This is a genomic window from Rhizobium sophoriradicis (assembly GCF_003939025.1).
Lineage (GTDB): Bacteria > Pseudomonadota > Alphaproteobacteria > Rhizobiales > Rhizobiaceae > Rhizobium > Rhizobium sophoriradicis.
Window position 1 is genome coordinate 264,509 of record NZ_RQIH01000007.1, and the last position, 24,536, is coordinate 289,044.

The window sequence follows — 24,536 nt, forward strand, 5'->3', positions numbered from 1 at the left end:
GTGCTGCATCATGCTGCTGAACGACCGCCGGACGGCGACCGACACGGAAATGCTACGGGAGAAATTCTCTACAAAGAATGTATAAGCAAATCAGGCAAGAGCAGGGCGAAAGCCAGGAAGATCGATTTTTCCTGCCGTTATCTGCGAATGGCGACGGGATAAGGCACGCTTCTGCGTTCACGCGCCCCGTTCGTCTTGCCCGATGACGGGAGGAGGGGATTGCAGCGCCGGATTGAGCGAGTGCTATCCCAACACTGCCTGAAGTATGATGACGGCGAGAAACGCAAGGCCGATCGCCGCGACAAAACGGATCACCAGACGATCAGCCTTTGCCAGCACGGCAGGTCGGACGTCCCGCTTGGGATGAAACCGCTGCCGTCGCTTGAGGCTGGTGTGGGACAAGCGTTTTTGCGGCTCTGCCATTTATCGCCTCCGCTTGGGTCATTTCAGCCTCAGTCTATCACGATTGGACAGCGGATTGCCAACCGTGATTCCATCCTGGCGGCCACCGAACCCGTCGCTTCGAAGCGGCTTTCAAAACAGGGAGACGATGCTCAGTCTGAGGTGTCGTCACCATCGTCAGTCAGATCCTCGACCGGAACCAGGAAAACGACGAATTCGTCGTCGATGGTCCTTTGCGGATCGTCATCGAATTCATAGGCGTGCTCGACTTCACTGGCTTCCTCGGCGGTCGCCTTGCGCAGGCTGAGCGCGGCCTTGCGGTCCCACAGGGGCTTGCCCTCGGACTCCAGGATGGTCAGGTCGTCGCGAAAATCTTCCGCCTCGAAGAAATGCGTCGCCTGCTCATGGTTTTTCGAGCGAAAGCTGGCAATGGCGCGGCCGGCGATCTCAACGGTAAAGTAATCCATGCATCTCTCCCCATCTGCCCGGCCGCGATGCGGTTAGGGCTTGGCGCACCATATCAGGTTTTGCAATCGATCCGGCGTGGCGCCTATAACAAAACGGCCCGGTTTCCCGGGCCGCTTGCGATTATTCGTTCGTCAGGCTCTCAGATGAGCTTGGCAAAGGCGACGGCCGTGTCCGACATGCGGCTGGAGAAGCCCCACTCGTTGTCGTACCACGACAGGACGCGCACGAAGTTGCCTTCCATGACCTTGGTCTGGTCGGTGGCGAAGATCGAGGAGTGGCTGTCGTGGTTGAAGTCACGGGAGACGAGCGGCTCGTCGGTGTAGCCGAGGATGCCGTTCAGCTTGCCGTTTGCCGCAGCCTGGATGGCTTCGTTGATTTCGCCGACCGTGGTCGCCTTCTTGGCGACGAACTTGAAGTCGACGACCGAGACGTTCGGGGTGGGAACGCGGATCGAGGTGCCGTCGAGCTTGCCCTTCAGGTGCGGCAGCACGAGGCCGACGGCCTTGGCAGCACCCGTCGAGGTCGGGATCATGGAGAGGGCAGCTGCGCGGGCGCGATACAGGTCCTTGTGCATCGTGTCGAGCGTCGGCTGGTCGCCGGTATAGGAGTGGATGGTCGTCATGAAGCCGTGGTCGATGCCGACGGCGTCGTCGAGAACCTTGACGACCGGCACCAGGCAGTTGGTGGTGCAGGAGGCGTTGGAGATGACCATGTGCTCCTTGGTGAGCTGGTCATGGTTGACGCCGTAGACGACCGTCAAATCGGCCCCGTCGGCAGGGGCCGAGACGATAACGCGCTTGGCCCCGGCCGTCAGATGGGCGGCAGCCTTGTCGCGGGCGGTGAAGATGCCGGTGCATTCCATGGCAATGTCGACGCCGAGTTCGCGGTGCGGAAGCGTCGCCGGATCCTTGATCGCCGTGACCTTGATCGGCTTGCCGTTGCCGACGGTGATCGTGTCACCTTCGACCTTCACGTTTGCCGGGAACTTGCCGTGGATCGAGTCGTAGCGCAGCAGGTGGGCGTTGGTCTCGACCGGGCCGAGGTCGTTGATGGCGACGACTTCAATGTCGGTGCGGCCGGATTCGACGATAGCGCGGAGGACGTTACGGCCGATGCGGCCGAAACCATTAATGGCAACCTTGACTGTCATGTTCATTCACTCCCGATAGAATAGGGCCCGATAGAGAGGGCCTGGAATTGAGGAGATGGAGAGCGCCTCAGGCGCCCTCTTTAAAGCTTTGCTTCCGCAGCCGCAACGACGGCGTCGGCAGTGATGCCGAAATGCTTGTAGACGTCCTTGACCGGGCCGGAGGCGCCGAAGCCCTTCATGCCGACGAAGCTGCCTTCCGGTCCGATGAAAGCGTCCCAGCCTTCGCGGACGGCGGCTTCGACGGCGATCTTGACCGGCGAGTTGCCGAGAATATCCTTGCGATAGGCGTCCGGCTGCTCGAAAAACAGCTCCGTGCAGGGGACCGACACGACGCGCACCGAAACACCCTTGGCTTCGAGGGTCGCGCGGGCGGCGACGGCGATTTCGACCTCGGAGCCGGAAGCGAAGATCGTCACCTTGGCATCGGCGTTGCCGGCGAGCGTATAGGCGCCGAGCTCGCAGAGGTTCTTCTCATTATACTCGGTGCGGACGGTCGTCAGGTTCTGGCGGGTGAGAGCCAGCGCGGACGGGCGGTTCTTGCTCTTGATGGCGATCTGCCAGCATTCCGCCGTCTCGACGGCGTCGGCCGGACGGAAGACCTGCAGGTTCGGAACGGCACGCAGGCCGGCGATCTGCTCGACCGGCTGGTGGGTCGGGCCGTCTTCGCCAACGCCGATCGAGTCATGCGTCAGGACGTGGATGACACGAATGCCCATCAGCGCCGAGAGGCGGATCGGCGGGCGGCAATAATCCGAGAAGATCATGAAGCCGCCGCCATAAGGGATGAGGCCGCCGTGCAGCGAGATACCGTTCATGGCGGATGCCATGCCGTGCTCGCGGATGCCCCAGTGCATGTAACGGCCCTTGAAATCCGTCGGGGTGATGGAGACCATCTGGCTGGTCTTGGTGTTGTTCGACGGCGTCAGGTCGGCGGAGCCGCCGAGCGTCTCCGGCAGGAAGCCGTTGATGATTTCGAGCGCATCCTCAGACGCCTTGCGGGTGGCGACGGTCGGCTTGGTCTCGGCGAGTTTCTTCTTGTAGTCGGTGATCGCCGCGTCGAAGCCTTCCGGCAGATCGCCCGCCATGCGGCGGCTGAACTCGGCCCTGACAGGTGAATTGGCGAGGGTTTCTTCCCACGCCTTGACGATGTTGTCGGAGCGGGTGCCGGCCGCGCGCCATGCGTCGAGAACATCGGAGGGAACGACGAAGGGCTCGTAATCCCAATTCAGAGCCTTGCGGGTCGCTGCGATTTCATCGGCGCCGAGCGGGCTGCCGTGAACCTTGTGGCTGCCGGCCTTGTTCGGAGCGCCGAAGCCGATGACCGTCTTGCAGGCGATGAAGGTCGGGCGGTCGGACTTGTGGGCGGCTTCGATCGCATCGGCGATGGCGGCCTGATCGTGGCCGTCGATCTCGATCGTGTTCCAGTGAACCGCCTTGAAGCGGGCGATCTGGTCGGTCGAATCCGACAGCGAGACGGCGCCGTCAATGGTGATCGAGTTGTTGTCCCAGAAGAGGATCAGCTTGTTCAGCTTCAGGTGACCGGCAAGGGCGATGGCTTCATGGCTGATGCCTTCCATCAGGCAGCCGTCGCCATTGATGACGTAGGTGTAGTGGTCCTGCAGCTCCGGACCGAATTCATCGCGCAGCTTGCGTTCGGCGATCGCCATGCCGACGGCGTTGGCGATGCCCTGGCCGAGCGGCCCCGTCGTGGTTTCGATGCCGGTGGCATGGCCGTATTCCGGGTGGCCGGCAGTCTTCGAGCCGATCTGGCGGAACTGCTTCAGATCCTCGACCGTCATGTCAGGATAGCCGGTCAAATAGAGCAGCGAGTAGAGCAGCATGGAGCCATGGCCGGCCGACAGCACGAAGCGGTCGCGGTTCGGCCAGTGCGGCTTCTTGGGGTCGAAGCGCAGATATTTGGTGAACAGGACCGTTGCCACGTCAGCCATGCCCATCGGCATGCCGGGGTGGCCGGAATTTGCCTTTTCAACGGCATCCATGGCGAGGAAACGGATCGCATTCGCCATCCGGTCGTTTTGTTCGGGAGAGGTCATCGCTTTTCCGCAAGCTCGGGTGTCGGGGGATGGCCTCGAGCCTCCAAGACCATCAAGTGAAAGCGGCAGAGACATAGCAGTTAAGACGGGCGAGTCAATAAATGGCGGGCCGAATCCGGCGGGGTTGCGGCGATTTTTGACATTTGCTCGTGCGATTATACAAAAGACAAATTTTATGAGGGAGGCACCGATAAAACGCTCATCCACAAGATAGGCCGGCGGACGGGTGGGGAGATTTATTGACGGGCCGTTGGCGAGCTGCATATCCTTTTTGAAATCACGGATCGGTGCAGAGTGCCGATTCGCGGATCCTGCGCGGGAATCGGAAAGGCATGATGCCCACAGGCAAAACCATGGAAGCAGCGCTCAACGAGCTGAGACAGGCGATTTCGAGCCTCGAAAACGCCGTCGACATGCGCATCGAGCGGCAGCGCGAGCAGGGCGAGATCGAGGGCGAGGTCCGGCGCGTGCACGCCGACCGATCCCGGCTGGCGCAGGAGCTCGACCAGGCCGAATTCCGTGCCAACCGGCTGGAAGAGGTCAACCGCGAGGTATCGCGGCGGCTGGTGACGGCCATGGAAACGATCCGCGCGGTTCTAGATCGCTGATGAGAAAGAATATGACATGGCGCAGGTGACGGTGACGATCGACGGCAAGGCCTATCGCATGGCCTGCGAGGAAGGGCAGGAGGATCATCTGACCGACCTCGCCACTCGTTTCGATCGCTATGTCGGCCATCTCAAGGATCAGTTCGGCGAGATCGGCGACCTCCGGATCACCGTCATGGCCGGCATCATGATCATGGACGAGATTGCCGAGCTGACGCGCCGCATCGCCGGGCTGGAATCCGAGCTCGAGTCGCTGCGCGGCAACCGCGATACCGTGCTTGCCGCTACCGCCCGCACCGAGGAAACGCTGGCGGCGGCACTCAGCGAGGTGTCGAGCCGCATCCGGGGCATCACCGACAAGCTGAACGGCCGCACCGCCCCCGAGCTCAACTGATCTCAATTAAATCGGCGCGGCCTGCGGTCGCCACTGGCGCGCCGGCGCAAACGACCTTATATATCGCGATGCGGTCTGCGCCTCTCGACAGGAACCACAATCCCTGGGGCCATACTCGATCCAAAGGGAGCTGTCCCTGGCCAGGCCCGTGGGCCTGGACACACGGTGCCCACCTACGTTTGTAGGCGCCCAGGATCGTAAACATCCATCGGTCGTCGTGGATCGCACTTTCTCTCCATCGCCGGCAAAGGCAGCAGATCGACAGGCGAACGCGGCGCGCGTCCGCCTTTTTTTCGCAGGTGCGACTACTTCCTTTATGACGGCATCGTGATATCTGAGGACGCATTCTCGCTTCGGCGATTCCGCGTCCTAAAGCGCGTCGCATCAAATTTGATTCATGCGACGCGCTGATGCATGTCGTTGTCCCGGAACCGCTGCACACTTCCGGGCGACATGCATTAATCGACCGGATAGGGGCCTTCGGCGAAAATTTCGTCGTGATAGCCTTTGGAGCCGACCTCGAGCGACAATGGGCTGCGCCATTCGCGATTCTCCCCCAGGCAATCGAGCACGAAGCGGAAATCATAGCGCGGCTGCCAGCCGAGTTCGCGCCGTGCGCGCTCGTTGACGTAGACGCGGTCGAGTGCCGGGGACATCTTCCAGCCGCGTTCGGCATAGAGGCCGCGGGCTCCCGGAAAGAGCCGCTCGACGACCGCAGGCGCGTCGCGCCTGATGTCGGCGAGATCGTCTGGTGAAAACGGCGTGGTGGCCGAGATGATGTAGCGACCGAAGCCGATCGGACGTGCCCTTTCGAGGGCGATCAGATGGGCGCCGACCACATCGGCGATATCGACGCGGCGATGGAGCAACTCGTTGGCCTGGGCATTTGCCGGCGAATAGGCGTTGCGAATGTCGGGATCGTCGTCGCTTTCGGGAAAGAAACGCGACGTCCTCAGAATAACGACCTGCAATCCGCATTTGCGAGCGAAGAGTTCGCACAGACCTTCGGCAGCGAGCTTCGTTACGCCGTAAATGTTCCTCGCGATCGGAAGCACGTCCTCGGTGATCCATGCGGCCGATTGGCCGGCGGCCGGCGTCAATGCCGCGCCGAAGGTGCTAGTGGTGCTGGTGAAGACGAAACTTTCAACGCGCGCGGCCGCCGCCTCTTCAAGCAGGTTCAGCGTGCCGCCGATATTGGTGTCGACGAATTCCTGATTGCCATGAGTGGCCACATGCGGCTTGTGCAGTGTGGCGGCATGGATGACGTAGCTGATGCCCGACATCGCCTGCCGGACGAAGGCGCGGTCGCCGATGGAACCGACCGCGTCGGTGAAATCCGAAGGCTTGATGTCGACGCCGCGCGCCGATCGGCCTTGCGCCTTCAGGACGCGCATCAGCGCTTCGCCGAGGTGGCCGGCGCTTCCCGTCACCAATATCGTCATTGCATTTTCTCCAGACCGTTTCCACGGCGGAGGCTATTAAGACCGGCATTTTCAGACAACGCATAAATTATGCATGAGGGTGCAGGAAAGCTGCAGGCTCGGTGACTGTGGTGACGAGGCGACCGGCGCTGCCGTCGGAAAGCATGATCCGTTCCCAGATGACGCGGCCAACGGCAATGGGCAGGCGCGCATTGCCGTTGGCACCGGTATCGAATGTAAACGACATGAGCCTGCCGTCATGCCAGCCGCATGCCTCCAGCGATTGTTCGGCGGCGGCGATCTCGGCGGAGGCGTAGGGGAAAAGAGAGCGGCCGAGAAAAGCGCCGATCGGTGCACGCCATTCCGACTGCCGAGGACGGGAGGCGGACAGCAGCCGGTGGGTGCTGTCGCAGATCAGATGCACAGGCCGGAGGCAGTCCTCGACCAGCCGTTTCAAAGCGGCATCGGCCACGGCATGGTGCGGCGCGGCGAAAATTCGTTCCAGCCTGACGGCCTGCTCCGGCGACAGGGCAAGTTGATCTCGCTCCAAGCGCGAGACGGTCGCCTGGTTGACGCCGAGGAGTTCGGCGAGGTGTTGCTGCTTCATGCTGCGCAGCAGCCGCATGCGGCGTATGCCGGCCCCCGATATCGTCATCTCTGTCCCGTCTCTTGTCGTTTGGTCAGCATAGGATTGCGGCCGGCCGGGAGGCAAGGTGCCCGGTCATTGTTCCAGCGGGCCTTCGAAATCGCTTCTCAGCCGATCGAGGATCGACAGGGCATGGCCTGCGTAGGCGCTGATCCAGCGATCGTAGATCTGCTTGATCGGCAGGCTGTTCAGATGGTTCCAGCGTTCGCGCCCTTCCTTCCTGGCGATGACCAGATCGGCTTCTTCCAGCACTTTCAGATGCTGCATCACCGTGCAGCGATCCATCTCCGGAAACATGTCGCAAAGGGCCCCTGTTGTGCGGGGGCCATCCTTGAGCAGATCGAGGATCTCGCGGCGGCGATGATGCGCCAGCGCCTTGAAAACAGGGTCATCGGTTGATTCGCTTGACATGTTATATTTTTATAACATAATGTGCTCAGACACAATGGAGAAGAGGAGCAATGCCATGTCTCTCGGAATCCGCATTTCCGGCCGGATCGGCCGTCCCGTCGCAGAGGTGTTCGACGCCGTCGTCAATCCGAAGAAGCTCAGCAGCTATTTCACCACGATCGGCGGGGCGAGCGCCCCGCTCGTCCAAGGCACAACGGTGACCTGGTGGAAGGACGCGCCGGTCGAGGTCGTCGAACTCGTGCCGGAAAGCCGCATCGTGCTTCGCTGGGACGGTGGAACCGGCGAGGACAAGGCGAGCTATAAAACGCTGGTGGAGATGAATTTCAAACCGCTGGAGGATGGCGGCACGCTGGTGACGATTGCCGAAAACGGCTGGCGCGAGGACGAAGCCGGCCGGCGCGGCACCTATCTCAATTGTGAAGGCTGGACGCAGATGCTTTGCTGCATGAAGGCATTCGTCGAGTACGGCATCAACCTGCGCGAGGGCATGTTCCTCAGTGAGATGAAGGGTGAACCGGCCAGCGCGCCCGATGAGTGAGGAATGAGCGGGCATCGGGCGCTTCGGTCCGACGTCGTCCCGCCGCGGCGCGATCGTCGCAGGCGCGGATATGGCCGAGACTTCGCTTGCCAGTCACACTGCGGGTGCTAGTTTCCGGAGTCGATACTTCATTTCGGTTCCAGGAGATTGATATGCAGCTTGGCATGGTTGGTTTGGGCCGCATGGGCAATTACATGGTCCAGCGCTTGATGCGGGGCGGTCACGAATGCGTCGTATACGACACCAGGCCGGAAAGCGTTGCCGCGCTTGCGGGTCTCGGTGCGACCGGGAGTGCGTCGCTCGAGGAATTCGTCTCGAAGCTTAGCCACCCCCGGGCGATCTGGCTGATGCTGCCGGCCGCGATCGTCGACAAGGTGCTTTCGAGCCTGGTGCCGCTGCTTCAGAACGGCGATATCGTCATTGACGGCGGCAATTCCTATTACCACGACGACATCCGCCGCGGCGCCGAGCTCATCACCAAGGGCATCCATTATGTCGATGTCGGCACCAGCGGCGGCGTCTTCGGCCTGGAGCGCGGCTATTGCCTGATGATCGGCGGCGAAAAGGGCACCGTCGAGCATCTTTCTCCGATCTTTGCGACGCTCGCCCCCGGCGTCGGCAAGACGGAAGCATCGCCGAACCGCACAGCCGAAGCGGCAGCGGCCAGCACGGCGGAGCAGGGTTATCTGCATTGCGGCCCGCACGGCGCCGGCCATTTCGTCAAGATGGTGCATAACGGCATCGAATACGGCCTGATGGCCGCCTATGCCGAAGGCCTCAACATTCTGAAACACGCCAATATCGGCGCTGCCTCGCATGAGGCCGATGCAGAGACGGCGCCGCTCGCCCATCCCGAACATTTCCAATACGATTTCAATTTGCAGGATGTCGCCGAAGTCTGGCGTCGCGGCAGCGTCATCACCTCCTGGCTGCTCGATCTGACGGCCGATGCGCTGCATGCCGATCCGGCACTTTCGAAGTTTGCCGGCCGCGTCTCGGACAGTGGCGAGGGCCGCTGGACGATCATGGCGGCAATCGATGAAAGCGTGCCGACCCCGGTGCTGAGTGCTGCGCTCTACGGCCGCTTCTCCTCGCGCGACAATGACGAGTTCGCCAACAAGGTGCTGTCGGCAATGCGTGCGGGCTTCGGCGGCCACGTGGAAAAGCCGACGCCGAAATAGAGAGCCAGCGGTTTTCCACCTGCCCGACAAAGCCGCCATCCTGAAATAGCGGGGCAGCGCTTGGTTTCAGGACGGCGGCGACATCGGTCTTCCTAGGCATCGGTATGGTTTCCTACTGCTTGCTGGCGGCAACGGTCGCGAGTATCCATTGCTGAAAGGGGAAATGTCGGGGCTGCCTCATCCGGGCGGACGACACTCCATCGAGGGCGGCTATGGAACGTGACAGGGCAGGGGTCTTGAGGGCCGTCATATCAGGCGTGCTGGCATTCATCGTGCTTTTGGGTGTGGTTTCGCCAGGCTTCGCCCAGACAGCTCAGGCGCAAGTCCCGGCCGCGGTCGCCCCGCCAGCGCAAGTGCGTGAGATGATGCAGCTCATGCAGACGCCCGAGGTCAAGCAGTGGATGGCGACGCAGATGGCGGCAACGCCTGGGGTCGACACCGCGGCCCAGAACGAGATGTCGGTTCTCTCAGGCCTGCTGCAGCATGCCCGCCGGCATGTCTCGACGGTGTCCGGCGCGGCGATGACCTTACCCGCGCAGATCGGCAATGCGTCCTCACTGTTTTTCGGTGAGCTCGCCGCCACCGGCTGGAGTCGAATGATCGCGCAATTCCTGGCGATCTTCCTGCTCGGCGCCATCGTCGAAAGCATGGCCCGCTACGCCTTCCGCCGTCGCCGCCGGCGCCTGGCTGAGATGGCGGGCATGCATCTGACGCCGCGCGTCGTGCCGGCTCTCATTTTTGCCGCGGCCACCATGCTCGCGCTTTTCAGTCTCAGCTGGCCTCCACTCAGCCAGAGTGTGGCGATCCTCTGCGCCGTCGCGCTCATCGTGCAGCGTTTCACGATTTGCCTGGGCGGCGTCTTGGTCGATCTCATCGGGCTGGCGCGGGCCGAGGAAGAGCGGCAAGGCGTGATCGCGCCGACCATGCCGTCACGCGCCATAGCACTCTTCTGGTATCGCCGCTCTGCGATCTTCGTCATCTATTTCATGCTTGGCTGGGCAGCCATCCAGTCGATGGAGCCGCTCGGCTTTTCTCCGAGCGCCCGGCTCTTCGTCGGCTATATCCTCGGTATCGGGCTGCTGCTGATCGCGATCGAAGCTGTCTGGTCGCGGCCTCAGAAGGACGACAAACGCGGCCATGGGATTTCCTGGGCGCTCACCGTTTATTTCCTGTTGCTCTGGGGGCTGTGGGTCACTGGGTTCAACTGGCTGCTCTGGCTCGGCATCTATGTGCTGATGTTGCCGCGCGTGCTCGCCGTCTCGACGATTGCGGTGAAGTCGCTGCAGCAGACCGAGGCAAGCTTCCTTGCCACGCGGCGGATCGCCACCGTATTGCTCGACCGCGGCGTGCGGGCACTGATCATCGCATTCGCCGCCATCTGGCTCGGCCAGCTGCTCGGTGTCGGCGCCGACACGATGGCGGCCGGCGACAAAATGGTCGATAAGATCGCGCGCGGCGTCATCGGCGGAATCGTCATCCTGCTTGCTGCCGATCTGCTCTGGCACGTCGTCAAAGCCTATATCGACGGCAAGCTGCTCGGCTCGCCCCTGGAGGGCGGCGCGACGGACGAGGAGAAGGCCAGACATGCGCGGTTTCAGACGCTGCTGCCGATCTTCCGCAATATCCTTGCCGTGGTCATCGCCGTCATTGCGGTTCTGATGGTGCTCTCGGGCCTCGGCATCGAGATCGGGCCGTTGATTGCCGGCGCGGGCGTCGTTGGCGTCGCTGTGGGTTTCGGTGCCCAGACGATCGTCAAGGATGTCATCAGCGGCATGTTCTATCTCTGGGACGATGCCTTCCGTGTCGGCGAATATATCGAAAGCGGCAGCCACAAGGGCGTGGTCGAGGCTTTCAGCCTGCGCTCGGTGAAGCTCAGGCATCATCGCGGGCCACTGACCACCGTGCCGTTCGGCGAACTTGGCGCGGTGAAGAACCTCAATCGCGATTGGACGATCGACAAGATCAGCCTCAACGTCACATACGACACCGATCTCGTTAAAGCGAAGAAGGTGATCAAGCAGATCGGTCAGACGTTGCTCGAAAACCCGGAATTCGGCCCGCACATCATCGAAACGCTGAAGATGAAGGGCGTCGAGCAGTTCGGCGAATTCGCCATCGAGCTCCGCCTGTCGATGATGACGAAGCCCGGCGAACAGTTCGTTATCCGCCGCAACGCACTGGCGATGATCCGCAATGCCTTCAAGGAAAACGGCATCGAATTCGCCGTGCCGACGGTGCAGGTGGCCGGCGATCGCACGGTGGAGGTGGATGCCGCCGCGGCACGCTACGCTGCTTATGCACGGGCCGGCGGTGAGCCGGCCACGTGAGCCCTTACATCGCTCCGGCAGCTACGGTGAGCAGGCCGCCGACGATGGCCATGTTGCTTTTCCAGCTGTTGATGGCGCTGTCGCGAGCTGTGCCTTCCATCTCCCAGAAATTCAGCAGCATCACCGAGGCGGCAAGCGTGAAGATGATGAGGCCGAACGCTGCCGCGGCGACGAAGAGACCCAGCATCATGAGGAGGCCGGCAGCAATTTGAAAGACGCTGCCGGACAGCAGCACCCATTTCGCACAAGGTATGCCGCGGGCTTCGATGGCGTCGGTTATCGGCACGATGACGAAAAAATGATGGATACCGGCGGCAACGAAAAAGACGCCGAGCAGCAATCTGCCGAGGATGAGGATCAGGAAGGCCAAGTCACCCTGCATGTCTCATCCTTCGCTCGCGTCTAAAATTTTGGTCATCACCGCAAACTCTTCGTAAGCTTACGAAAATGCAATGTGCCAATACAGTTTGTCTGCGCAAATTCGCCCCAATTGAGGATGATTGAGGCGCAGGCGGCGGGGCTGGGGTAGCGGCGGCATGGCTTCATAGAGCTTATATGCCTGTCATGTTACGTCTTCGAAAAATGATTCCCGCCGAGTTTGGAAATTGCGCAGGTACGAGATGTCGGGTCACGGCAATTTGGAAGAGATGCAAGCGACGGACGGGTTTTCTTTTCGCGCGCTTTTCAGGCGGTACAGGACGCCACTGACGGCAGCCGCAACACTCATTGTCTTCTGTCTCGTCGGCTATGCGATCATGCAGCTCACCAACGAGGTTCGCTATGATGATGTCGTCGGTGCGCTGGCGGCGACCAGGCCGAGCGCGATCCTGCTTGCGCTATTCTTCACCGCGCTCAGCTTCCTCTCGCTGGTCTTTTATGATCTCAACGCCATCGAGTATATCGGCAAGAAGCTGCCGTTTCCGCATGTGGCGCTGACGGCCTTCAGTGCGTACGCCGTCGGCAATACCGCCGGTTTCGGCGCCCTTTCGGGCGGCGCGATCCGCTATCGCGCCTATACGCGCCTTGGTCTGTCGCCAGAGGATATCGGTCGGATCATCGCCTTCGTTACCCTGTCCTTCGGTCTCGGGCTTGCAGGGGTCGCGGCGATCGCCCTCATTATCATCGCCAGCGAGATCGGGCCGCTGATCGGTGTCAGCGCCTTCCTTCTCCGGCTGATTGCCGGCTCGATCCTCGCCATTCTCGGGGCTGTGCTGATCATCGGCCGCGAAGGCCGCGTGCTCGATCTCGGCGCGGTCGCGATCCGCCTGCCGGATTCGCGCACCTGGTCGCGCCAATTCCTGGTTACGGCCTTCGATATCGCCGCCTCGGCCTCGGTGCTCTATGTGCTCTTGCCGCAGACGGCCATCGGCTGGCCGGCCTTCCTGGCTGTCTATGCGATCGCCGTCGGTCTCGGCGTGCTCAGCCACGTTCCGGCCGGGCTCGGCGTGTTCGAGACCGTGATTATCGCCTCGCTCGGCAGCGCGGTGAATATCGATGCGGTGCTCGGATCGCTGGTGCTCTACCGGCTCATCTATCATGTATTGCCGCTGTTGATCGCCGTGCTCGCGGTCTCAGCGACGGAGCTGCGTCGTTTTGTGGATCACCCGGCCGCCTCCAGCGTCCGACGCATCGGTGGTCGGCTGATGCCGCAGCTGCTTTCGACCTTGGCCCTGCTGCTCGGTGTCATGCTGGTGTTTTCGAGCGTCACACCGACGCCGGATCAGAATTTGGAATTTCTGTCCAACTATCTGCCGCTGCCGATGGTCGAAGGCGCGCATTTCCTCTCCAGCCTGCTCGGACTGGCGCTGGTGGTCGCCGCGCGCGGCCTTGGTCAGAGGCTCGACGGCGCCTGGTGGGTGGCCGTGTTCTCGGCCGTTGCGGCATTGACCTTGTCGCTGTTGAAGGCGATTGCGCTGGTCGAAGCCGCTTTTCTCGCCTTCCTCATCTTCGGGCTCTTCGTCAGCCGCCGGCTCTTTACCCGCCATGCGTCGCTGCTCAACCAGGCAATGACGGCATCCTGGCTGATGGCAATCGCCGTCATCGTCGTCGGCGCCGTCGTCATCCTGCTCTTCGTCTATCGCGATGTCGAATACAGCAACCAGCTCTGGTGGCAGTTCGAATTCACCGCCGAAGCGCCACGGGGACTGCGCGCTGTGCTCGGCATCACCATCATCTCGTCGGCCATTGCCATCTTCAGCCTGCTTCGGCCTGCGGCCTTCCGGCCGGAGCCGGCGACGGAGGAGGCGCTGGCGCGTGCCGTCGATATCGTCAGGAAGCAGGGCAATGCCGACGCCAATCTGGTGCGGATGGGCGACAAGAGCATCATGTTTTCGGAGAAAGGCGACGCCTTCATCATGTACGGCCGGCAGGGCCGCTCATGGATCGCGCTGTTCGATCCTGTAGGCGATCATCGCGCCGTGCAGGAACTCGTCTGGCGTTTCGTCGAGGCGGCGCGGGCGGCGGGCTGCCGCGCCGTTTTTTACCAGATCTCGCCGGCCTTGCTTTCCCATTGCGCTGATGCCGGCCTGCGTGCCTTCAAGCTCGGCGAACTGGCGGTGGCGGATCTCAGGACCTTCGAGATGAAGGGCGGCAAATGGGCAAATCTCCGGCAGACTGCCAGCCGGGCGCAGCGCGACGGGCTGGAATTCGCCGTAATCGAACCGCAGGACGTGCCCGTGGTCATCGATGATCTCGCCGCGGTTTCCTCGGCCTGGCTCGAGCACCACAAGGCCAAGGAAAAGGGCTTCTCGCTCGGCGCCTTCGATCCGGATTATGTCTCCTCGCAACCGGTCGGCATTCTGAAGAAGGACGGCAAGATCGTTGCCTTTGCCAATATCCTCGTCACCGAATCGCGGGAGGAGGGCACGATCGATCTCATGCGTTTCTCCCCGGACGCGCCGAAGGGCTCGATGGACTTTCTCTTCGTGCAGATCATGGAGTATCTGCGCGGTCAGGGTTTCACCCACTTCAATCTCGGCATGGCGCCTCTCTCCGGCATGTCGAAACGCGAGGCGGCACCCGTCTGGGACCGCATCGGCAGCACCGTCTTTGAGCACGGCGAGCGCTTCTACAACTTCAAAGGCCTTCGGGCATTCAAATCCAAGTTTCATCCGCACTGGCAACCGCGCTATCTTGCGGTCTCCGGAGGGGGCAATCCGATGATCGCGTTGATGGACGCGACATTTCTGATCGGGGGCGGGTTGAAAGGGGTAGTGAGAAAATGATCAGGACAATCCTTCTTGCCACGGCATGCGCCTGCATGCTCGCGGCCGCACCGGCTGATGCCGCCGAGGAAACCACGCAGAGCTTCGAAAGCGGGCTCATCCCGTCGCCTCACATCTTCCTGCCGGAAGGGGAGGTGAAGGGCACGGTGATGCTGATTTCCGATGCCGCCGGCTGGGGCGATTTTGAGAAGGCCGAGGCCGACAGGCTGGTTTCCGAAGGCGCCGTCGTCATCGGCGTCGACTTTCCTTCCTATATCCAGGCGCTCAGCCGATATGATGTCAGCCTCAATGATGGCTGCCTCTACATGGTCTCGGATATCGAATCGCTGAGCCAGCAGGTGCAGCGTGCGACCGGCAACAACGCCTATCATTTGCCGATTGTCGCCGGCATCGGCGAGGGCGGGGCCTTGGCGCTGGCGATTGCGGCGCAGACGCCGGATGCGACGATCGGTCAGACGCTCGCCGTCGATCCGAAGGCCGGCATTCCGCTAACCAAGGAACTTTGCACGCCCGCTTCCAAGAAGGCCGTCGGCGAACGCATGGTCTATGGGCTGAGTGACGGCGCGCTGCCGGATCCGGTTATAGCGGTCTTTACGCCCAACGCCGACAAGGATGGCAGGGCGCATGCCGAAGCGCTGAAGAAAGTCCATTCCGCGATCGAGATCCGCGATTCCACCGACGACGCGCAGACGGTCTTTGCCGATACGCTCGATGACCTCGTTACCGCCTCCGGCGCCTTCGGCAATCCGCTCGGTCTGCCGCTGGCGATCCTCGAGGCCACCCCCGCCCTCGATACGATGGCGGTGATCTATTCCGGCGACGGCGGCTGGCGAGACATCGACAAGGAGGTGGGCGGCACCCTGCAGAAGGAAGGCATTCCCGTCGTCGGCGTCGATTCGCTTCATTATTTCTGGTCGGAGCGCAAGCCGGAGGAGACCGCCGGCGATCTTTCGAAGATCATCGATTTCTACCGCAAACAGTGGAAGGTGAAGCATGTGCTGCTCGTCGGGTATTCCTTCGGCGCCGATGTCGTGCCTGCGACCTACCAGTTGCTGAAACCGGCCGAGAAGTCGGCGGTGGCGCAAATGTCGCTGCTGTCGCTCTCGCACGAAGTCGACTACGTCATCTCCGTTCTCGGCTGGCTCGGCCAGAAGACGGGCGGGGCGGGAGGCGATCCGGTCGCCGATCTGAAGAACGTCGATCCCAAACTCGTGCAATGCATCTACGGCAAGGACGATGACGACGACGTCGCCTGTCCGGCGCTGAAGGACAGCGGCGCCGAGGTCATCGAGCTGCCCGGCGACCACCATTTCGACGAGAATTACGACCTTCTCACCAAGACGATCATCGACGGGCTGAAAAAGCGGCTTCGGAACTAGAGCTTTCCTGGTCAGATTGAAGCATCCTGACCAGGAAAGACCTTAACGCATCAGCGTTTCCTCGCTCCAGCCGAGTCCGGCGAGTTCCCCGCCGCGAAATTTCGCATCATCGGCGACGATGAATTCGTCGAGCTGCGGCGGGGCGATGCTGGTGCCGGCGAGCATCGCATGCACCTGGCCGCGGTGATGAGTCTGGTGCTGGAAGAGGTGGGCGAGCACGTCTTCCATCCGCTCCTGCTGGATGCGGTCGCCGCGGTGGAGGCTCACGGTCGAGACCAGTTTTTCTGGCGTCAGGGCCTCGCAAAGTGCCACCAGGCGCTGATCGACCTTCGCCTGCGCTTCTGCCAGCGAGGAAACGTCGTCGAAGGGTTGGTCGACCTCGAAGGCCTGGAACCCGAGCGTGCCACCTTCCAGGCCATCGACATAGAACCAGTCGACCGTGACGATGTGGTTCAAGGTTTCCTTGATCGAAGGGAAGAAGCCGGTGCGAGGCGCTTCGAATTCACCGGGCGTCAATGCCGCGCAAGCTTGCAGCAGGCGGCGGTTGGCAAGGGCGTTGTTATAGGCGAGTTTGCGGAATGGCCTGACGGGGTCGAAAGTCGGCATCGGCGCATCTCCTCTTCACGCGCTTTGAATTGCTTGCGTCAGCTCTTCTCATCGAGATCGCCGTCGCGCCAGACGAGATGACGGGGTGCTGCGGGCAGGCTCTCGATTTCATCGGCGATGAAATAGGGCGGGATGTCGAGCGCGGTCAGGGCTGTGCGCGTTGCCGCCACCCATTTGAATTCGAGATGGTTGTCACCGTCTTCGACGCGATGGATGATCTCGCGCGGCCGAAAGGGAAATTCCGGCGGAATTTCCATCAGATAATAGAAGCCGAGTTCATGCCAGTCGCGCTGTTCGTAGTGGAAAAAATTCTCGACGATCCAGAGGAGGCGCGAGACTGTGACGTTGACGCCGAGTTCCTCCATCATCTCCCGTTTCAGCGTTTTTTCCGAGCTCTCGCCGATTTCCGCCGTCCCACCAGGAAAGGTCCAGAAGGGCTCGTGCACGGCACGATGGACGAGCACATGGCCGTCGCGAAAGGCGAGGCCGGCGATGCGATGGTTGAAACGTTCAGCGCCCACAGTCAGGCGGATGTGAGTGCGCTTGCTCATGTCATTCTTATCCGAGATCGATCACGACGATTTCCGGGGGCACGCCGAAACGGACCGGCGCGATGGAGCAGCCGAGGCCGCCGGACACGATGATATTCCGGCCCTCCTCGACGATGTGGCCATAGGCGTAGCGATTGCCGTAACGCGAGGGGACGATCGGCGAACGGCCGAGGAAACGGATCTGCCCGCCATGGGTGTGGCCGGACAGCGTCAGCGAGACGCGCTCGGGCACGCGCGGAAAGATATCGGGCTCATGGGCGAGCAGGATGACGGGCGCATCGTCGGTCACCTGCGCCATCGTTCCATCAAGGTCGTCGAGGCCGAGCATGCGCGTGCGGCCCCATTTCCTGCCGGGCAGCAGCGCCAGCTGGTCTTCAAGGCCCGCGAGCCAGAAGCCGCGGCTATCCTTTTCGAGCCGAACGGCGCGGTTGCCGTAGACCGGGATGCCGACCTCGGCAAGCGCCCGGTGCCCGAATGTTTCCATCCCGCCGTTCTTCTGGGCAGTCCTGTCCTCCCACCAGTCATGATTGCCCATGATCGCATGGACGCCGAGAGGGGCTCGCAGAGTGGCCAGCGCCTTCGACCACTGGCTCGAATGCACGTATTGCGTCACCATGTTCATGCCCGAGGCATAATCGCCGAGCAGGACGGTCACGTCGCCTTCGAGTTCATTCGCCCTGTGGCAGATTGCGGTGATGCGGCTTGCCGACATCCAAGGTTCGCAAGCATGGATATCGGCGAGTGCGACGACACGGAGTTTCAGCCCCGGTGTCCATCCCGGCGGCGTCAGCCGGTAACGGGCGATGCCGAGCCGCGCCAGCGGTTCATAGGCGAAGGCATAACCACCCAGCGACATGACGCCCGCGATACCGCCGCCGACAAATTTGAAAAAACCGCGGCGGGTGATCACTCAGTCGTCCTCCTGGAACAGCCGGAACTGCGCAGCCTCCATTTCCTTGGGCGGTTGCATTCCCAGATGTTTCCACGCGATTGCGGTCAGAACACGGCCGCGCGGCGTGCGCTGAATGAAACCCTGCTGGATCATATAGGGCTCGATGATGTCCTCGATCGCGTCGCGCGGCTCGGAAAGGCCGGCGGCGATGGTCTCGATGCCGACCGGGCCGCCGCCGAAATTGACGGCGATCATGTTGAGGTAACGTTTGTCGAGCTGGTCGAAGCCGACATTGTCAACCAGAAGGCGGGTCAGCGCCTCGTCGGCGATCTCGCGGGTGACGGCTTCCGCACTTGCCACCTCGGCGAAGTCGCGCACGCGCCGCAACAGCCGACCGGCGATGCGTGGCGTGCCGCGGGCGCGTCTGGCGATCTCGCGGGCGCCTTCTTCGGTGATCGGCAGGTTCATCAGCCGCGCGCCGCGGCGCACGATCAGTTCCAGCTCCTCGACGGTATAGAAGCTCAGGCGCACCGGGATGCCGAAGCGGTCGCGCAGCGGCGTCGTCAACAGGCCGAGGCGGGTGGTCGCGGCCACCAGCGTGAATTTCGACAGATCGATTTTCACCGAGCGGGCGGCTGGGCCTTCGCCGATGATGAGGTCGAGCTGGAAGTCTTCCATGGCCGGATAGAGGATTTCCTCGACGGCGGGATTGAGGCGATGGATCTCGTCGATGAAGAGCACGTCGCGCTCTTCGAGATTGGTCAGCAGCGCCGCGAGATCGCCGGCCTTGGCGATGACAGGGCCTGATGTCGAGCGGAAGTTGACGCCGAGCTCCTTTGCCATGATCTGCGCCAGCGTCGTCTTGCCGAGGCCGGGCGGGCCGACGAAGAGCACATGGTCCAGCGCCTCGCCACGGTTCTTCGCCGCTTCGATGAAGATCTTGAGATTGGCGCGCGCCTCCGCCTGGCCGGTGAACTCGTCCAGCGATTGCGGGCGCAGCGTGACATCAAGGTCTTCGCCCCGCTTTTCCGGCGATATCAGGCGGGCGGGTTCGCTCATCAAAGAAGTTCCATTCCAGGTATCGTTTTTGCAGCTTGGGCGTCAAATGTCTTGGTTGTCACGCAACCGGCGTCACGGTTGCGAAGAGCGATGAAGACATCCGCAAATTCGGCATTTGTTCGCACCATGATTCCGAGCGCCTCCTCGACCACTCTTTCATCTTCAAGGATCAGATCCGCTGAGTCCAACAAATCCGAAATTGCCTCCACGATCTGTTCCCTCTTCAGCCTGATCCGTTGCCGCAGGAACCACGTGCATTCCATCAGCGTGATGCAGCTAATATAGCCAGGTGCGGTATCGGAGAGGTTCTCAAACAGTGCTGTGACTTTTTCTGTCTGGGCGGCATCATCCTTCAGGAGGAAGCGCAGCAGGATATTGGTGTCGAGGCCAATCATCCTGCACTATTCACATGAGCGGCGATGGCTTCTCCGATAGCCTCGTCCATTTCCTTCAATGTGATCGCCCGCCGTTTCGGATCGTGAAATTTGCCGGCAAGGTCAATGGCGCGCTTGTTCTTGGCCTTCATGATGATTTCGCCATCGCGATTGATGTAGCGGATCCTGTCACCAGACTTCAGATTGAGCAATTCACGAACTTCCGCCGGAATTGTTGTCTGGCCCTTCGATGTCATTGTACCGTAGTAGATATTCATTCGGATCTCCTTACCATTCAAGTTTAGTAAGGAATTGCGATATATTCAAGGAAGTCACCGCGCCAGTTCCTTCAATCCCAGCCTGATCAGCTTGGCGCTGTCTGCACCTTCGCCGGCCGTCTTCATCGCCGCAGCAACGGCATTTGCCGCCTGGTCTCTGCTGTAGCCGAGGTTGGTCAGCGCGGAAACCGCGTCGGCCACGGGTGCGGCGGCGACGCCTTCGCCGAGTTCCTGTTTGAGGGCGATATTGATCGCTTCCCCGGCGAAGGCGGGAGCCCGGTTCTTGAGTTCGGTGACGAGGCGCATCGCCACTTTCGGGCCGACGCCCGGCGCGCGGGAAACGGCGGCGCGGTCCTGCAGGGCGATCGCATTGGCGAGTTCGCCCGGCGTCAAGGTCGAGAGCACGGCAAGCGCCACCTTGGCGCCGACCCCCTGGACGCTTTGGAGCAGGTTGAACCATTCCCGCTCCAATGCGGTCGTGAAGCCGAAGAGCTTCAACTGGTCCTCGCGCACATAGGTCTCGATGAACAGCACGCAGGCCTCGCCGGCCGAGCCGAGCTTGGATAGCGTGCGGGCGGAGCAGTAAGCGACGTAGCAGACGCCGTGCACATCGACGAGCACATAATCTTCGCCGATCTCGTCTATTGTGCCTTTCAGCTTGCCGATCATGGGGCGCGGTCTCTCAAGAGTGCGTTTCGGGGGAAATAATGTCCAAATCAGGGAAATAGGAACGGTAGCGCGCACCATCGCGCGTCAGCAGGCGGTGCGATCGAACCAGGGCATGCGCGCCGATGAAAAAATCGGGCAGCGTGCGCTCTCGCAGGCCGCCGCTCCGCCGATATTGCGCATGGGCCATGCCCGCGCGGTAGGCGGCGGAAAACGGCAGCGCCTCCCGGATCAGATTTAATCGCGATAGGAGAAATACAAGCGTTTCCTCGCGCGGGCTCATGCTTGCCAGCTCCGCCCAGACCACGGGCGTCATGATGAACTGCGAATCCGGCCGCAATGTGCTCAAGGCCCGCGTGGACCATTCCCTGAAAGGATTGTCCGGGCCGAAGATATCGATGAAGATGTTGGTATCAATGAGGACCGAGGTCATCGCGTGGTCCCCTCAACCACTCCATGAACTCATCGGTCGTCATGCCGCCGGTGTCGAGAGTGCCGCTCATGCTGCCGAGCCAGGATTCAAAATCGTCCTGCGACGGCTCTGCGCGGCTGGTCAGAACGACCAGGCGGGCACCCTTTTCATCGGCAATGAAATCCACCTCGGATCCCGGCCCGATCTTTAAACGGTCCCTGATATCTTTGGGAATTGTCACTTGGCCTTTTTCCGTCACGCGCATGGTAATACCTCTAAGGTATTACTTATCATCGAATGGGAACAAGTCAAGAACAGATTAGCCGGCCAGTGCCTGCCGCATCCGATTGCTGCCGCGATTGTGCGCATGGCAGATGGCGATCGCCAGGGCGTCGGCGGCATCGTCGCCTTTGAATTCGACTTTCGGCATCAGGATCTTCAACATCATGTGAATCTGATGTTTTTCGCCGTGGCCGACGCCGATGACGGCCTTCTTGACGGCGTTCGGGGCGTATTCGGAGACTTGCATCCCGGCGCGCGCCGGCACCAACATGGCGATGCCGCGGGCCTGGCCGAGCTTCAGGGTTGCAACCGCGTCCTTATTGACGAAGGTCTGTTCGACGGCGGCCTCATCCGGCTTGTAAGCGTGCACAACCTCCGCCAGGCCGTCATGCAGCTGGCAGAGGCGGGAGGCGAGGTCCATGTCTCCATCGGAGGTCACAGTTCCCGAGGCCACAAACCGCAGGGAATTGCCCAACGTGTCGATGATTCCCCAGCCGGTGCGGCGAAGTCCGGGATCGATGCCGACGATGCGAATCGTATTTTGCATGGTTCAACCTATAGCGACTGCGAAATAACTGCCATCGATATGTGAACAAAACAAAAACACTCTCGGATTTAAGCCGCTCCATTTACCGCGAATTAAAACAGATGCTTGAATTCTAGTGTCAAATACGAAGGGGGTCTCGTGTCGCAAAGAGATAAGCCCCCGATGTTCTGTTCAAAGATCGGTCGATCAGGCATGCGCTGCGTGCCCACGCCGGCAGGTGTGTCAGAGGGGGTTCGTCGTACATGGCTCAGAGATTTCAGTCCCTGTCCTTCAAGGTCATTGCCACATTCATTCTGCTGACGGTGCTGTCGATCGCGGTGATCGACGTGCTTGCCTATTTCGCCAGCAGCCGGATCTCCGACGAACAGGCGCTGAAGGCCAAGGAAAGCGTGCTGATCTTTCGCGGCGACATGCTGCAGGACCAGCTGATGCAGCTTGAGAACCAAGCGAACTCCATCGCGCGCATCGAAGCGCTGCAGATGTCGATCACCAGCCTGAAGAGCGGCTGGAAGACGATCGAGAAGACTTCGGGCAATGCCCGCGCCGAGCTGAAAAAGGTCTTTATCACGGACAATCCCAACCCGGCCGCCCGGCGCGAGAAGCTGATGAAGCCGGAAGGGCCGAGCGGCTTTTATTATTCGAACCACGAGAAGACGCAGAGCGAAGTCGCCCGCGACCTCGAGGATACTGCCTTCAGCGATCTCTTGATCACCGATCTCGACGGTTCCGTGCTCTATTCCTACAAGAAGGAAGACGACTTCGCCGAAAACCTGAAGTCGGAGGCCTGGAAGGCAACCGGCGCCGGTATCGCCTTCGCCAAGGCGATCGAAAATACCGCCAAGGCGACCGATGACGCTGCGCCGACAGGTTTTTCCGGCCTTCGCGTCGATGCGGCCAGCGGCAAGCCGGCGATCTTCTATGCCGTGCCGATCGTCAAGCTCGGGGCGGCCAAGGGTATCATCCTCTTCAAGGTGCGTGACGACATCGTCACCAGCATCCTCGCCAAGGGCATCGTCCAGGGCAGCACGGCGCGGGCGGCGATCGTCTCCGCCGATGGCTCGGCTATCGGTCTCGATACCGGCGGCAAGCTTGTGACGCTCGATGCCACCCCTTTCACCTTCATCAAGGGCGCGCTTGCCAGTTCCACGATGACGGTTGCCGATTTCGAGCGGCCAGATGGCGCGGCGCGCGCCTATGTCCGCGGCATCGACTATCGCGGCGACCGCTTCCTCGTGGTCGAAAGCGTGCTTTTGAGCGAGCTCAATGCCGGCTCGATCGAGATCGCCACGCTGCTGACGATGATCGGCATCGGCGTGCTTGTCGTCATGGCGATCGCCACCGGCCTCGTCACGAATTTCCTGTTTTCGCCGCTTGCACGGCTTGCCGGCGTCACCCGCGATGTCGCCGATGGCAAGCTCGACAGCGAGATCGGCAGCCTGAACCGCAAGGATGAGATCGGCACGATGGCGAATGCGCTCGCCCGCTTCCGGCAGTCGCTGATCGAAAGCCGTGAACTGGAAGCCGCCAGCGAAGAGACGCGCCTTCAGGCCGAGCAGGACCGCCAGCAGAACCTTGCCGAGCGCGAGGCCGAGGCGAAGACGCTGCAGCAGGTGGTGGAGGCGATCGATGAGGGCCTGCATCATCTGGCGAGCGGGGATCTCGCCTATCAGATCGAGCGGCGCTTCCCGAACGAGCTCGAAAGCCTGCGCATCAATTTCAACGAGGCGCTCGCGACGCTGAGCGAAACCATGACCGCCATCGGCGGTAACTCGATGGCGGTGCGGGCCAGCTCCGAGGAGATGCGTACCGGCGCCGACGAGCTTGCCGGGCGCACCGAGCGCCAGGCCGGCTCGATCACCGAGACGGCGAATGCAATCAGCGCCATCACCCAGTCCGTGCGCCGGCAGATCGAGCGGGCCGAACAGGCCGAGCGCATCGCCCGCGACGCCAAGAAGGAGACCACCGGCTCCGGCCAGATCATGCGCGAGACGATCGCGGCGATGGAGGCGATCCAGACCTCCTCACGCCAGATCAACACGATCATCTCCGTCATCGACGACATCGCCTTTCAGACCAACCTTCTGGCACTGAATGCCGGTGTCGAGGCGGCCCGAGCCGGTGAATCGGGCAAGGGTTTTGCTGTCGTCGCCATGGAAGTGCGCGAGCTCGCCCAGCGTTCGTCGAGCGCGGCCAAGGAGATCTCCAGCCTGCTGCAGAAATCGACGCATGAGGTCGAAAGCGGCGTGTCGCTTGTGGAAAGGGCAGGGGTCGCGCTGACCGGCATCGGCGCGCATGTCGAGGCAATCAACGGTCAGATCCACGAGATCATGGGTGCGACCCGCGAGGAGGCCAACACACTGCGGGAGATCAACAGCGCCGTCGCCGAACTCGACGCGATGACGCAGCAGAATGCCTCGATGGTCGAGGAGACGACGGAAGCGATCCACCGGCTGGCGACGGAGGCCCTGGAAATGGATCGCCAGCTCGGCAATTTCACGCTGCCGCACGGCGATCATAGGCCGAGCGCCGAGGTGCATGTGCTGCGCCGTCACCGCTAGGCATTGCTTCCGGCATCCGGCCTGGGTCGCGTTCGCGCGGCCCTTTGTTTTGCCTGCATGGTTTGGAATGGTGCGGGTGCGAACCTACATAGGCTGCATCCTTCAACT

26 protein-coding genes and 1 other RNA gene are annotated in these 24,536 nt (G+C 61.7%); 9 read left to right on the forward strand and 18 right to left on the reverse strand.

Going from position 1 to position 24,536, the window contains the following annotated elements:
• Positions 1 to 243 precede the first annotated feature (243 nt).
• From EFR00_RS14020 to tkt, 4 genes are all read right to left on the reverse strand, one after another.
• Entirely contained in the window at positions 244 to 423 is a 180-nt protein-coding gene (locus EFR00_RS14020; protein ID WP_038691136.1) for a hypothetical protein, read from the reverse strand.
• A 131-nt stretch (positions 424 to 554) separates the two neighbouring features.
• Positions 555 to 869: a hypothetical protein gene (locus tag EFR00_RS14025; protein ID WP_009988923.1), complete on the reverse strand. Its 315-nt coding sequence runs from the start codon at positions 867 to 869 to the stop codon at positions 555 to 557.
• 140 nt (positions 870 to 1,009) lie between these two features.
• A complete protein-coding gene (gene gap, locus EFR00_RS14030; RefSeq protein WP_010057400.1) occupies positions 1,010 to 2,020 on the reverse strand; it encodes a type I glyceraldehyde-3-phosphate dehydrogenase in 1,011 nt (336 codons plus the stop codon).
• Positions 2,021 to 2,100: 80 nt separating this feature from the next.
• Positions 2,101 to 4,074 (reverse strand): transketolase, encoded by a 1,974-nt coding sequence (gene tkt, locus EFR00_RS14035; protein WP_038691134.1) that lies wholly within the window; start codon positions 4,072 to 4,074, stop codon positions 2,101 to 2,103.
• 332 nt (positions 4,075 to 4,406) lie between these two features.
• Between tkt and EFR00_RS14040 the strand changes: the two genes are divergently transcribed.
• From EFR00_RS14040 to ssrS, 3 genes are all read left to right on the forward strand, one after another.
• Positions 4,407 to 4,682, forward strand: coding sequence for a DUF4164 domain-containing protein (locus EFR00_RS14040; protein ID WP_009994078.1), 276 nt, complete (start codon positions 4,407 to 4,409; stop codon positions 4,680 to 4,682).
• A gap of 16 nt (positions 4,683 to 4,698) precedes the next feature.
• Positions 4,699 to 5,076 carry a cell division protein ZapA gene (locus EFR00_RS14045; protein WP_010054570.1) on the forward strand — a complete coding sequence of 126 codons (378 nt, stop codon included), beginning with the start codon at positions 4,699 to 4,701 and terminating at the stop codon, positions 5,074 to 5,076.
• A gap of 69 nt (positions 5,077 to 5,145) precedes the next feature.
• Positions 5,146 to 5,304: non-coding RNA, 6S RNA (ssrS, locus tag EFR00_RS14050), on the forward strand.
• 230 nt (positions 5,305 to 5,534) lie between these two features.
• On the opposite strand, the gene EFR00_RS14055 is transcribed toward ssrS, so the two are convergent.
• The 3 genes from EFR00_RS14055 to EFR00_RS14065 all read right to left on the reverse strand — a co-directional run bounded on the left by EFR00_RS14055 (position 5,535) and on the right by EFR00_RS14065 (position 7,554).
• Complete coding sequence (locus EFR00_RS14055) at positions 5,535 to 6,518, reverse strand: NAD-dependent epimerase/dehydratase family protein (RefSeq protein ID WP_077990541.1); 984 nt, start codon at positions 6,516 to 6,518, stop codon at positions 5,535 to 5,537.
• Positions 6,519 to 6,585: 67 nt separating this feature from the next.
• Positions 6,586 to 7,152, reverse strand: coding sequence for a helix-turn-helix transcriptional regulator (locus tag EFR00_RS14060; protein ID WP_009997000.1), 567 nt, complete (start codon positions 7,150 to 7,152; stop codon positions 6,586 to 6,588).
• Between the two features lie 66 nt (positions 7,153 to 7,218).
• Positions 7,219 to 7,554 (reverse strand): ArsR/SmtB family transcription factor, encoded by a 336-nt coding sequence (locus EFR00_RS14065; RefSeq protein ID WP_009997001.1) that lies wholly within the window; start codon positions 7,552 to 7,554, stop codon positions 7,219 to 7,221.
• 55 nt (positions 7,555 to 7,609) lie between these two features.
• On the opposite strand from EFR00_RS14065, the gene EFR00_RS14070 reads away from it, so the two are divergent.
• From EFR00_RS14070 to EFR00_RS14080, 3 genes are all read left to right on the forward strand, one after another.
• Entirely contained in the window at positions 7,610 to 8,092 is a 483-nt protein-coding gene (locus EFR00_RS14070; RefSeq protein ID WP_077990538.1) for an SRPBCC domain-containing protein, read from the forward strand.
• A 152-nt stretch (positions 8,093 to 8,244) separates the two neighbouring features.
• A complete protein-coding gene (gene gnd / locus EFR00_RS14075; RefSeq protein WP_009997003.1) occupies positions 8,245 to 9,273 on the forward strand; it encodes a phosphogluconate dehydrogenase (NAD(+)-dependent, decarboxylating) in 1,029 nt (342 codons plus the stop codon).
• Positions 9,274 to 9,485: 212 nt separating this feature from the next.
• Positions 9,486 to 11,600, forward strand: coding sequence for a mechanosensitive ion channel family protein (locus EFR00_RS14080; protein WP_077990536.1), 2,115 nt, complete (start codon positions 9,486 to 9,488; stop codon positions 11,598 to 11,600).
• Positions 11,601 to 11,604: 4 nt separating this feature from the next.
• On the opposite strand, the gene EFR00_RS14085 is transcribed toward EFR00_RS14080, so the two are convergent.
• A complete protein-coding gene (locus EFR00_RS14085) occupies positions 11,605 to 11,982 on the reverse strand; it encodes a DoxX family protein (protein WP_009997004.1) in 378 nt (125 codons plus the stop codon).
• A 238-nt stretch (positions 11,983 to 12,220) separates the two neighbouring features.
• On the opposite strand from EFR00_RS14085, the gene mprF reads away from it, so the two are divergent.
• Complete coding sequence (gene mprF, locus EFR00_RS14090; RefSeq protein WP_077990533.1) at positions 12,221 to 14,824, forward strand: bifunctional lysylphosphatidylglycerol flippase/synthetase MprF; 2,604 nt, start codon at positions 12,221 to 12,223, stop codon at positions 14,822 to 14,824.
• Positions 14,821 to 16,203: a virulence factor family protein gene (locus tag EFR00_RS14095; RefSeq protein WP_039622069.1), complete on the forward strand. Its 1,383-nt coding sequence runs from the start codon at positions 14,821 to 14,823 to the stop codon at positions 16,201 to 16,203. The genes mprF and EFR00_RS14095 overlap by 4 nt, the downstream gene beginning before the upstream one ends.
• A 42-nt stretch (positions 16,204 to 16,245) precedes the next feature.
• Here EFR00_RS14095 and EFR00_RS14100 read toward each other — a convergent pair whose 3' ends face one another.
• Genes EFR00_RS14100 through ruvC form a run of 10 tightly spaced genes read right to left on the reverse strand, consistent with a single transcriptional unit; the run spans position 16,246 to position 21,870 of the window.
• Complete coding sequence (locus EFR00_RS14100) at positions 16,246 to 16,809, reverse strand: DinB family protein (RefSeq protein WP_009995246.1); 564 nt, start codon at positions 16,807 to 16,809, stop codon at positions 16,246 to 16,248.
• Between the two features lie 38 nt (positions 16,810 to 16,847).
• Positions 16,848 to 17,360 (reverse strand): NUDIX hydrolase, encoded by a 513-nt coding sequence (locus EFR00_RS14105; RefSeq protein ID WP_039622067.1) that lies wholly within the window; start codon positions 17,358 to 17,360, stop codon positions 16,848 to 16,850.
• A gap of 7 nt (positions 17,361 to 17,367) precedes the next feature.
• Positions 17,368 to 18,270 (reverse strand): metallophosphoesterase, encoded by a 903-nt coding sequence (locus EFR00_RS14110; RefSeq protein WP_039622066.1) that lies wholly within the window; start codon positions 18,268 to 18,270, stop codon positions 17,368 to 17,370.
• On the reverse strand, positions 18,271 to 19,311 hold the full coding sequence (gene ruvB / locus EFR00_RS14115; protein ID WP_077990531.1) for a Holliday junction branch migration DNA helicase RuvB: 1,041 nt from the start codon (positions 19,309 to 19,311) through the stop codon (positions 18,271 to 18,273).
• Positions 19,311 to 19,706 carry a type II toxin-antitoxin system VapC family toxin gene (locus EFR00_RS14120; RefSeq protein WP_009994749.1) on the reverse strand — a complete coding sequence of 132 codons (396 nt, stop codon included), beginning with the start codon at positions 19,704 to 19,706 and terminating at the stop codon, positions 19,311 to 19,313. Before EFR00_RS14120 ends, ruvB begins: the two co-directional genes overlap by 1 nt.
• Positions 19,703 to 19,963: an AbrB/MazE/SpoVT family DNA-binding domain-containing protein gene (locus EFR00_RS14125; protein WP_009994747.1), complete on the reverse strand. Its 261-nt coding sequence runs from the start codon at positions 19,961 to 19,963 to the stop codon at positions 19,703 to 19,705. Before EFR00_RS14125 ends, EFR00_RS14120 begins: the two co-directional genes overlap by 4 nt.
• A 54-nt stretch (positions 19,964 to 20,017) precedes the next feature.
• Positions 20,018 to 20,632, reverse strand: a complete 615-nt coding sequence (gene ruvA / locus EFR00_RS14130; protein WP_039622061.1) for a Holliday junction branch migration protein RuvA — start codon at positions 20,630 to 20,632, stop codon at positions 20,018 to 20,020.
• A gap of 13 nt (positions 20,633 to 20,645) precedes the next feature.
• On the reverse strand, positions 20,646 to 21,062 hold the full coding sequence (locus EFR00_RS14135) for a type II toxin-antitoxin system VapC family toxin (RefSeq protein WP_038691104.1): 417 nt from the start codon (positions 21,060 to 21,062) through the stop codon (positions 20,646 to 20,648).
• Positions 21,043 to 21,306 (reverse strand): AbrB/MazE/SpoVT family DNA-binding domain-containing protein, encoded by a 264-nt coding sequence (locus tag EFR00_RS14140; RefSeq protein WP_038691102.1) that lies wholly within the window; start codon positions 21,304 to 21,306, stop codon positions 21,043 to 21,045. Before EFR00_RS14140 ends, EFR00_RS14135 begins: the two co-directional genes overlap by 20 nt.
• Before the next feature lie 54 nt (positions 21,307 to 21,360).
• The gene (gene ruvC / locus EFR00_RS14145) at positions 21,361 to 21,870 is read right to left on the reverse strand and encodes a crossover junction endodeoxyribonuclease RuvC (RefSeq protein WP_009990263.1); all 510 of its coding nucleotides are present in this window, start codon (positions 21,868 to 21,870) and stop codon (positions 21,361 to 21,363) included.
• Between the two features lie 242 nt (positions 21,871 to 22,112).
• On the opposite strand from ruvC, the gene EFR00_RS14150 reads away from it, so the two are divergent.
• Positions 22,113 to 24,428 (forward strand): methyl-accepting chemotaxis protein, encoded by a 2,316-nt coding sequence (locus tag EFR00_RS14150; protein WP_077990529.1) that lies wholly within the window; start codon positions 22,113 to 22,115, stop codon positions 24,426 to 24,428.
• The last annotated feature ends 108 nt before the right edge of the window (positions 24,429 to 24,536 follow it).

Coding starts and splice junctions, on each gene's coding strand:
- EFR00_RS14040 (WP_009994078.1), top strand. CDS start 4,407: ATGATGCCCACAGGCAAAACCATGGAAGCAGCGCTCAACGAGCTGAGA.
- EFR00_RS14095 (WP_039622069.1), top strand. CDS start 14,821: ATGATCAGGACAATCCTTCTTGCCACGGCATGCGCCTGCATGCTCGCG.
- EFR00_RS14140 (WP_038691102.1), bottom strand. CDS start 21,306: ATGCGCGTGACGGAAAAAGGCCAAGTGACAATTCCCAAAGATATCAGG.
- gnd (WP_009997003.1), top strand. CDS start 8,245: ATGCAGCTTGGCATGGTTGGTTTGGGCCGCATGGGCAATTACATGGTC.
- EFR00_RS14125 (WP_009994747.1), bottom strand. CDS start 19,963: ATGAATATCTACTACGGTACAATGACATCGAAGGGCCAGACAACAATT.
- tkt (WP_038691134.1), bottom strand. CDS start 4,074: ATGACCTCTCCCGAACAAAACGACCGGATGGCGAATGCGATCCGTTTC.
- EFR00_RS14045 (WP_010054570.1), top strand. CDS start 4,699: ATGGCGCAGGTGACGGTGACGATCGACGGCAAGGCCTATCGCATGGCC.
- EFR00_RS14105 (WP_039622067.1), bottom strand. CDS start 17,360: ATGAGCAAGCGCACTCACATCCGCCTGACTGTGGGCGCTGAACGTTTC.
- EFR00_RS14070 (WP_077990538.1), top strand. CDS start 7,610: ATGTCTCTCGGAATCCGCATTTCCGGCCGGATCGGCCGTCCCGTCGCA.
- ruvC (WP_009990263.1), bottom strand. CDS start 21,870: ATGCAAAATACGATTCGCATCGTCGGCATCGATCCCGGACTTCGCCGC.
- EFR00_RS14135 (WP_038691104.1), bottom strand. CDS start 21,062: ATGACCTCGGTCCTCATTGATACCAACATCTTCATCGATATCTTCGGC.
- EFR00_RS14065 (WP_009997001.1), bottom strand. CDS start 7,554: ATGTCAAGCGAATCAACCGATGACCCTGTTTTCAAGGCGCTGGCGCAT.
- EFR00_RS14150 (WP_077990529.1), top strand. CDS start 22,113: ATGGCTCAGAGATTTCAGTCCCTGTCCTTCAAGGTCATTGCCACATTC.
- gap (WP_010057400.1), bottom strand. CDS start 2,020: ATGACAGTCAAGGTTGCCATTAATGGTTTCGGCCGCATCGGCCGTAAC.
- EFR00_RS14060 (WP_009997000.1), bottom strand. CDS start 7,152: ATGACGATATCGGGGGCCGGCATACGCCGCATGCGGCTGCTGCGCAGC.
- EFR00_RS14025 (WP_009988923.1), bottom strand. CDS start 869: ATGGATTACTTTACCGTTGAGATCGCCGGCCGCGCCATTGCCAGCTTT.
- EFR00_RS14020 (WP_038691136.1), bottom strand. CDS start 423: ATGGCAGAGCCGCAAAAACGCTTGTCCCACACCAGCCTCAAGCGACGG.
- ruvA (WP_039622061.1), bottom strand. CDS start 20,632: ATGATCGGCAAGCTGAAAGGCACAATAGACGAGATCGGCGAAGATTAT.
- EFR00_RS14055 (WP_077990541.1), bottom strand. CDS start 6,518: ATGACGATATTGGTGACGGGAAGCGCCGGCCACCTCGGCGAAGCGCTG.
- EFR00_RS14080 (WP_077990536.1), top strand. CDS start 9,486: ATGGAACGTGACAGGGCAGGGGTCTTGAGGGCCGTCATATCAGGCGTG.
- mprF (WP_077990533.1), top strand. CDS start 12,221: ATGTCGGGTCACGGCAATTTGGAAGAGATGCAAGCGACGGACGGGTTT.
- ruvB (WP_077990531.1), bottom strand. CDS start 19,311: ATGAGCGAACCCGCCCGCCTGATATCGCCGGAAAAGCGGGGCGAAGAC.
- EFR00_RS14100 (WP_009995246.1), bottom strand. CDS start 16,809: ATGCCGACTTTCGACCCCGTCAGGCCATTCCGCAAACTCGCCTATAAC.
- EFR00_RS14120 (WP_009994749.1), bottom strand. CDS start 19,706: ATGATTGGCCTCGACACCAATATCCTGCTGCGCTTCCTCCTGAAGGAT.
- EFR00_RS14085 (WP_009997004.1), bottom strand. CDS start 11,982: ATGCAGGGTGACTTGGCCTTCCTGATCCTCATCCTCGGCAGATTGCTG.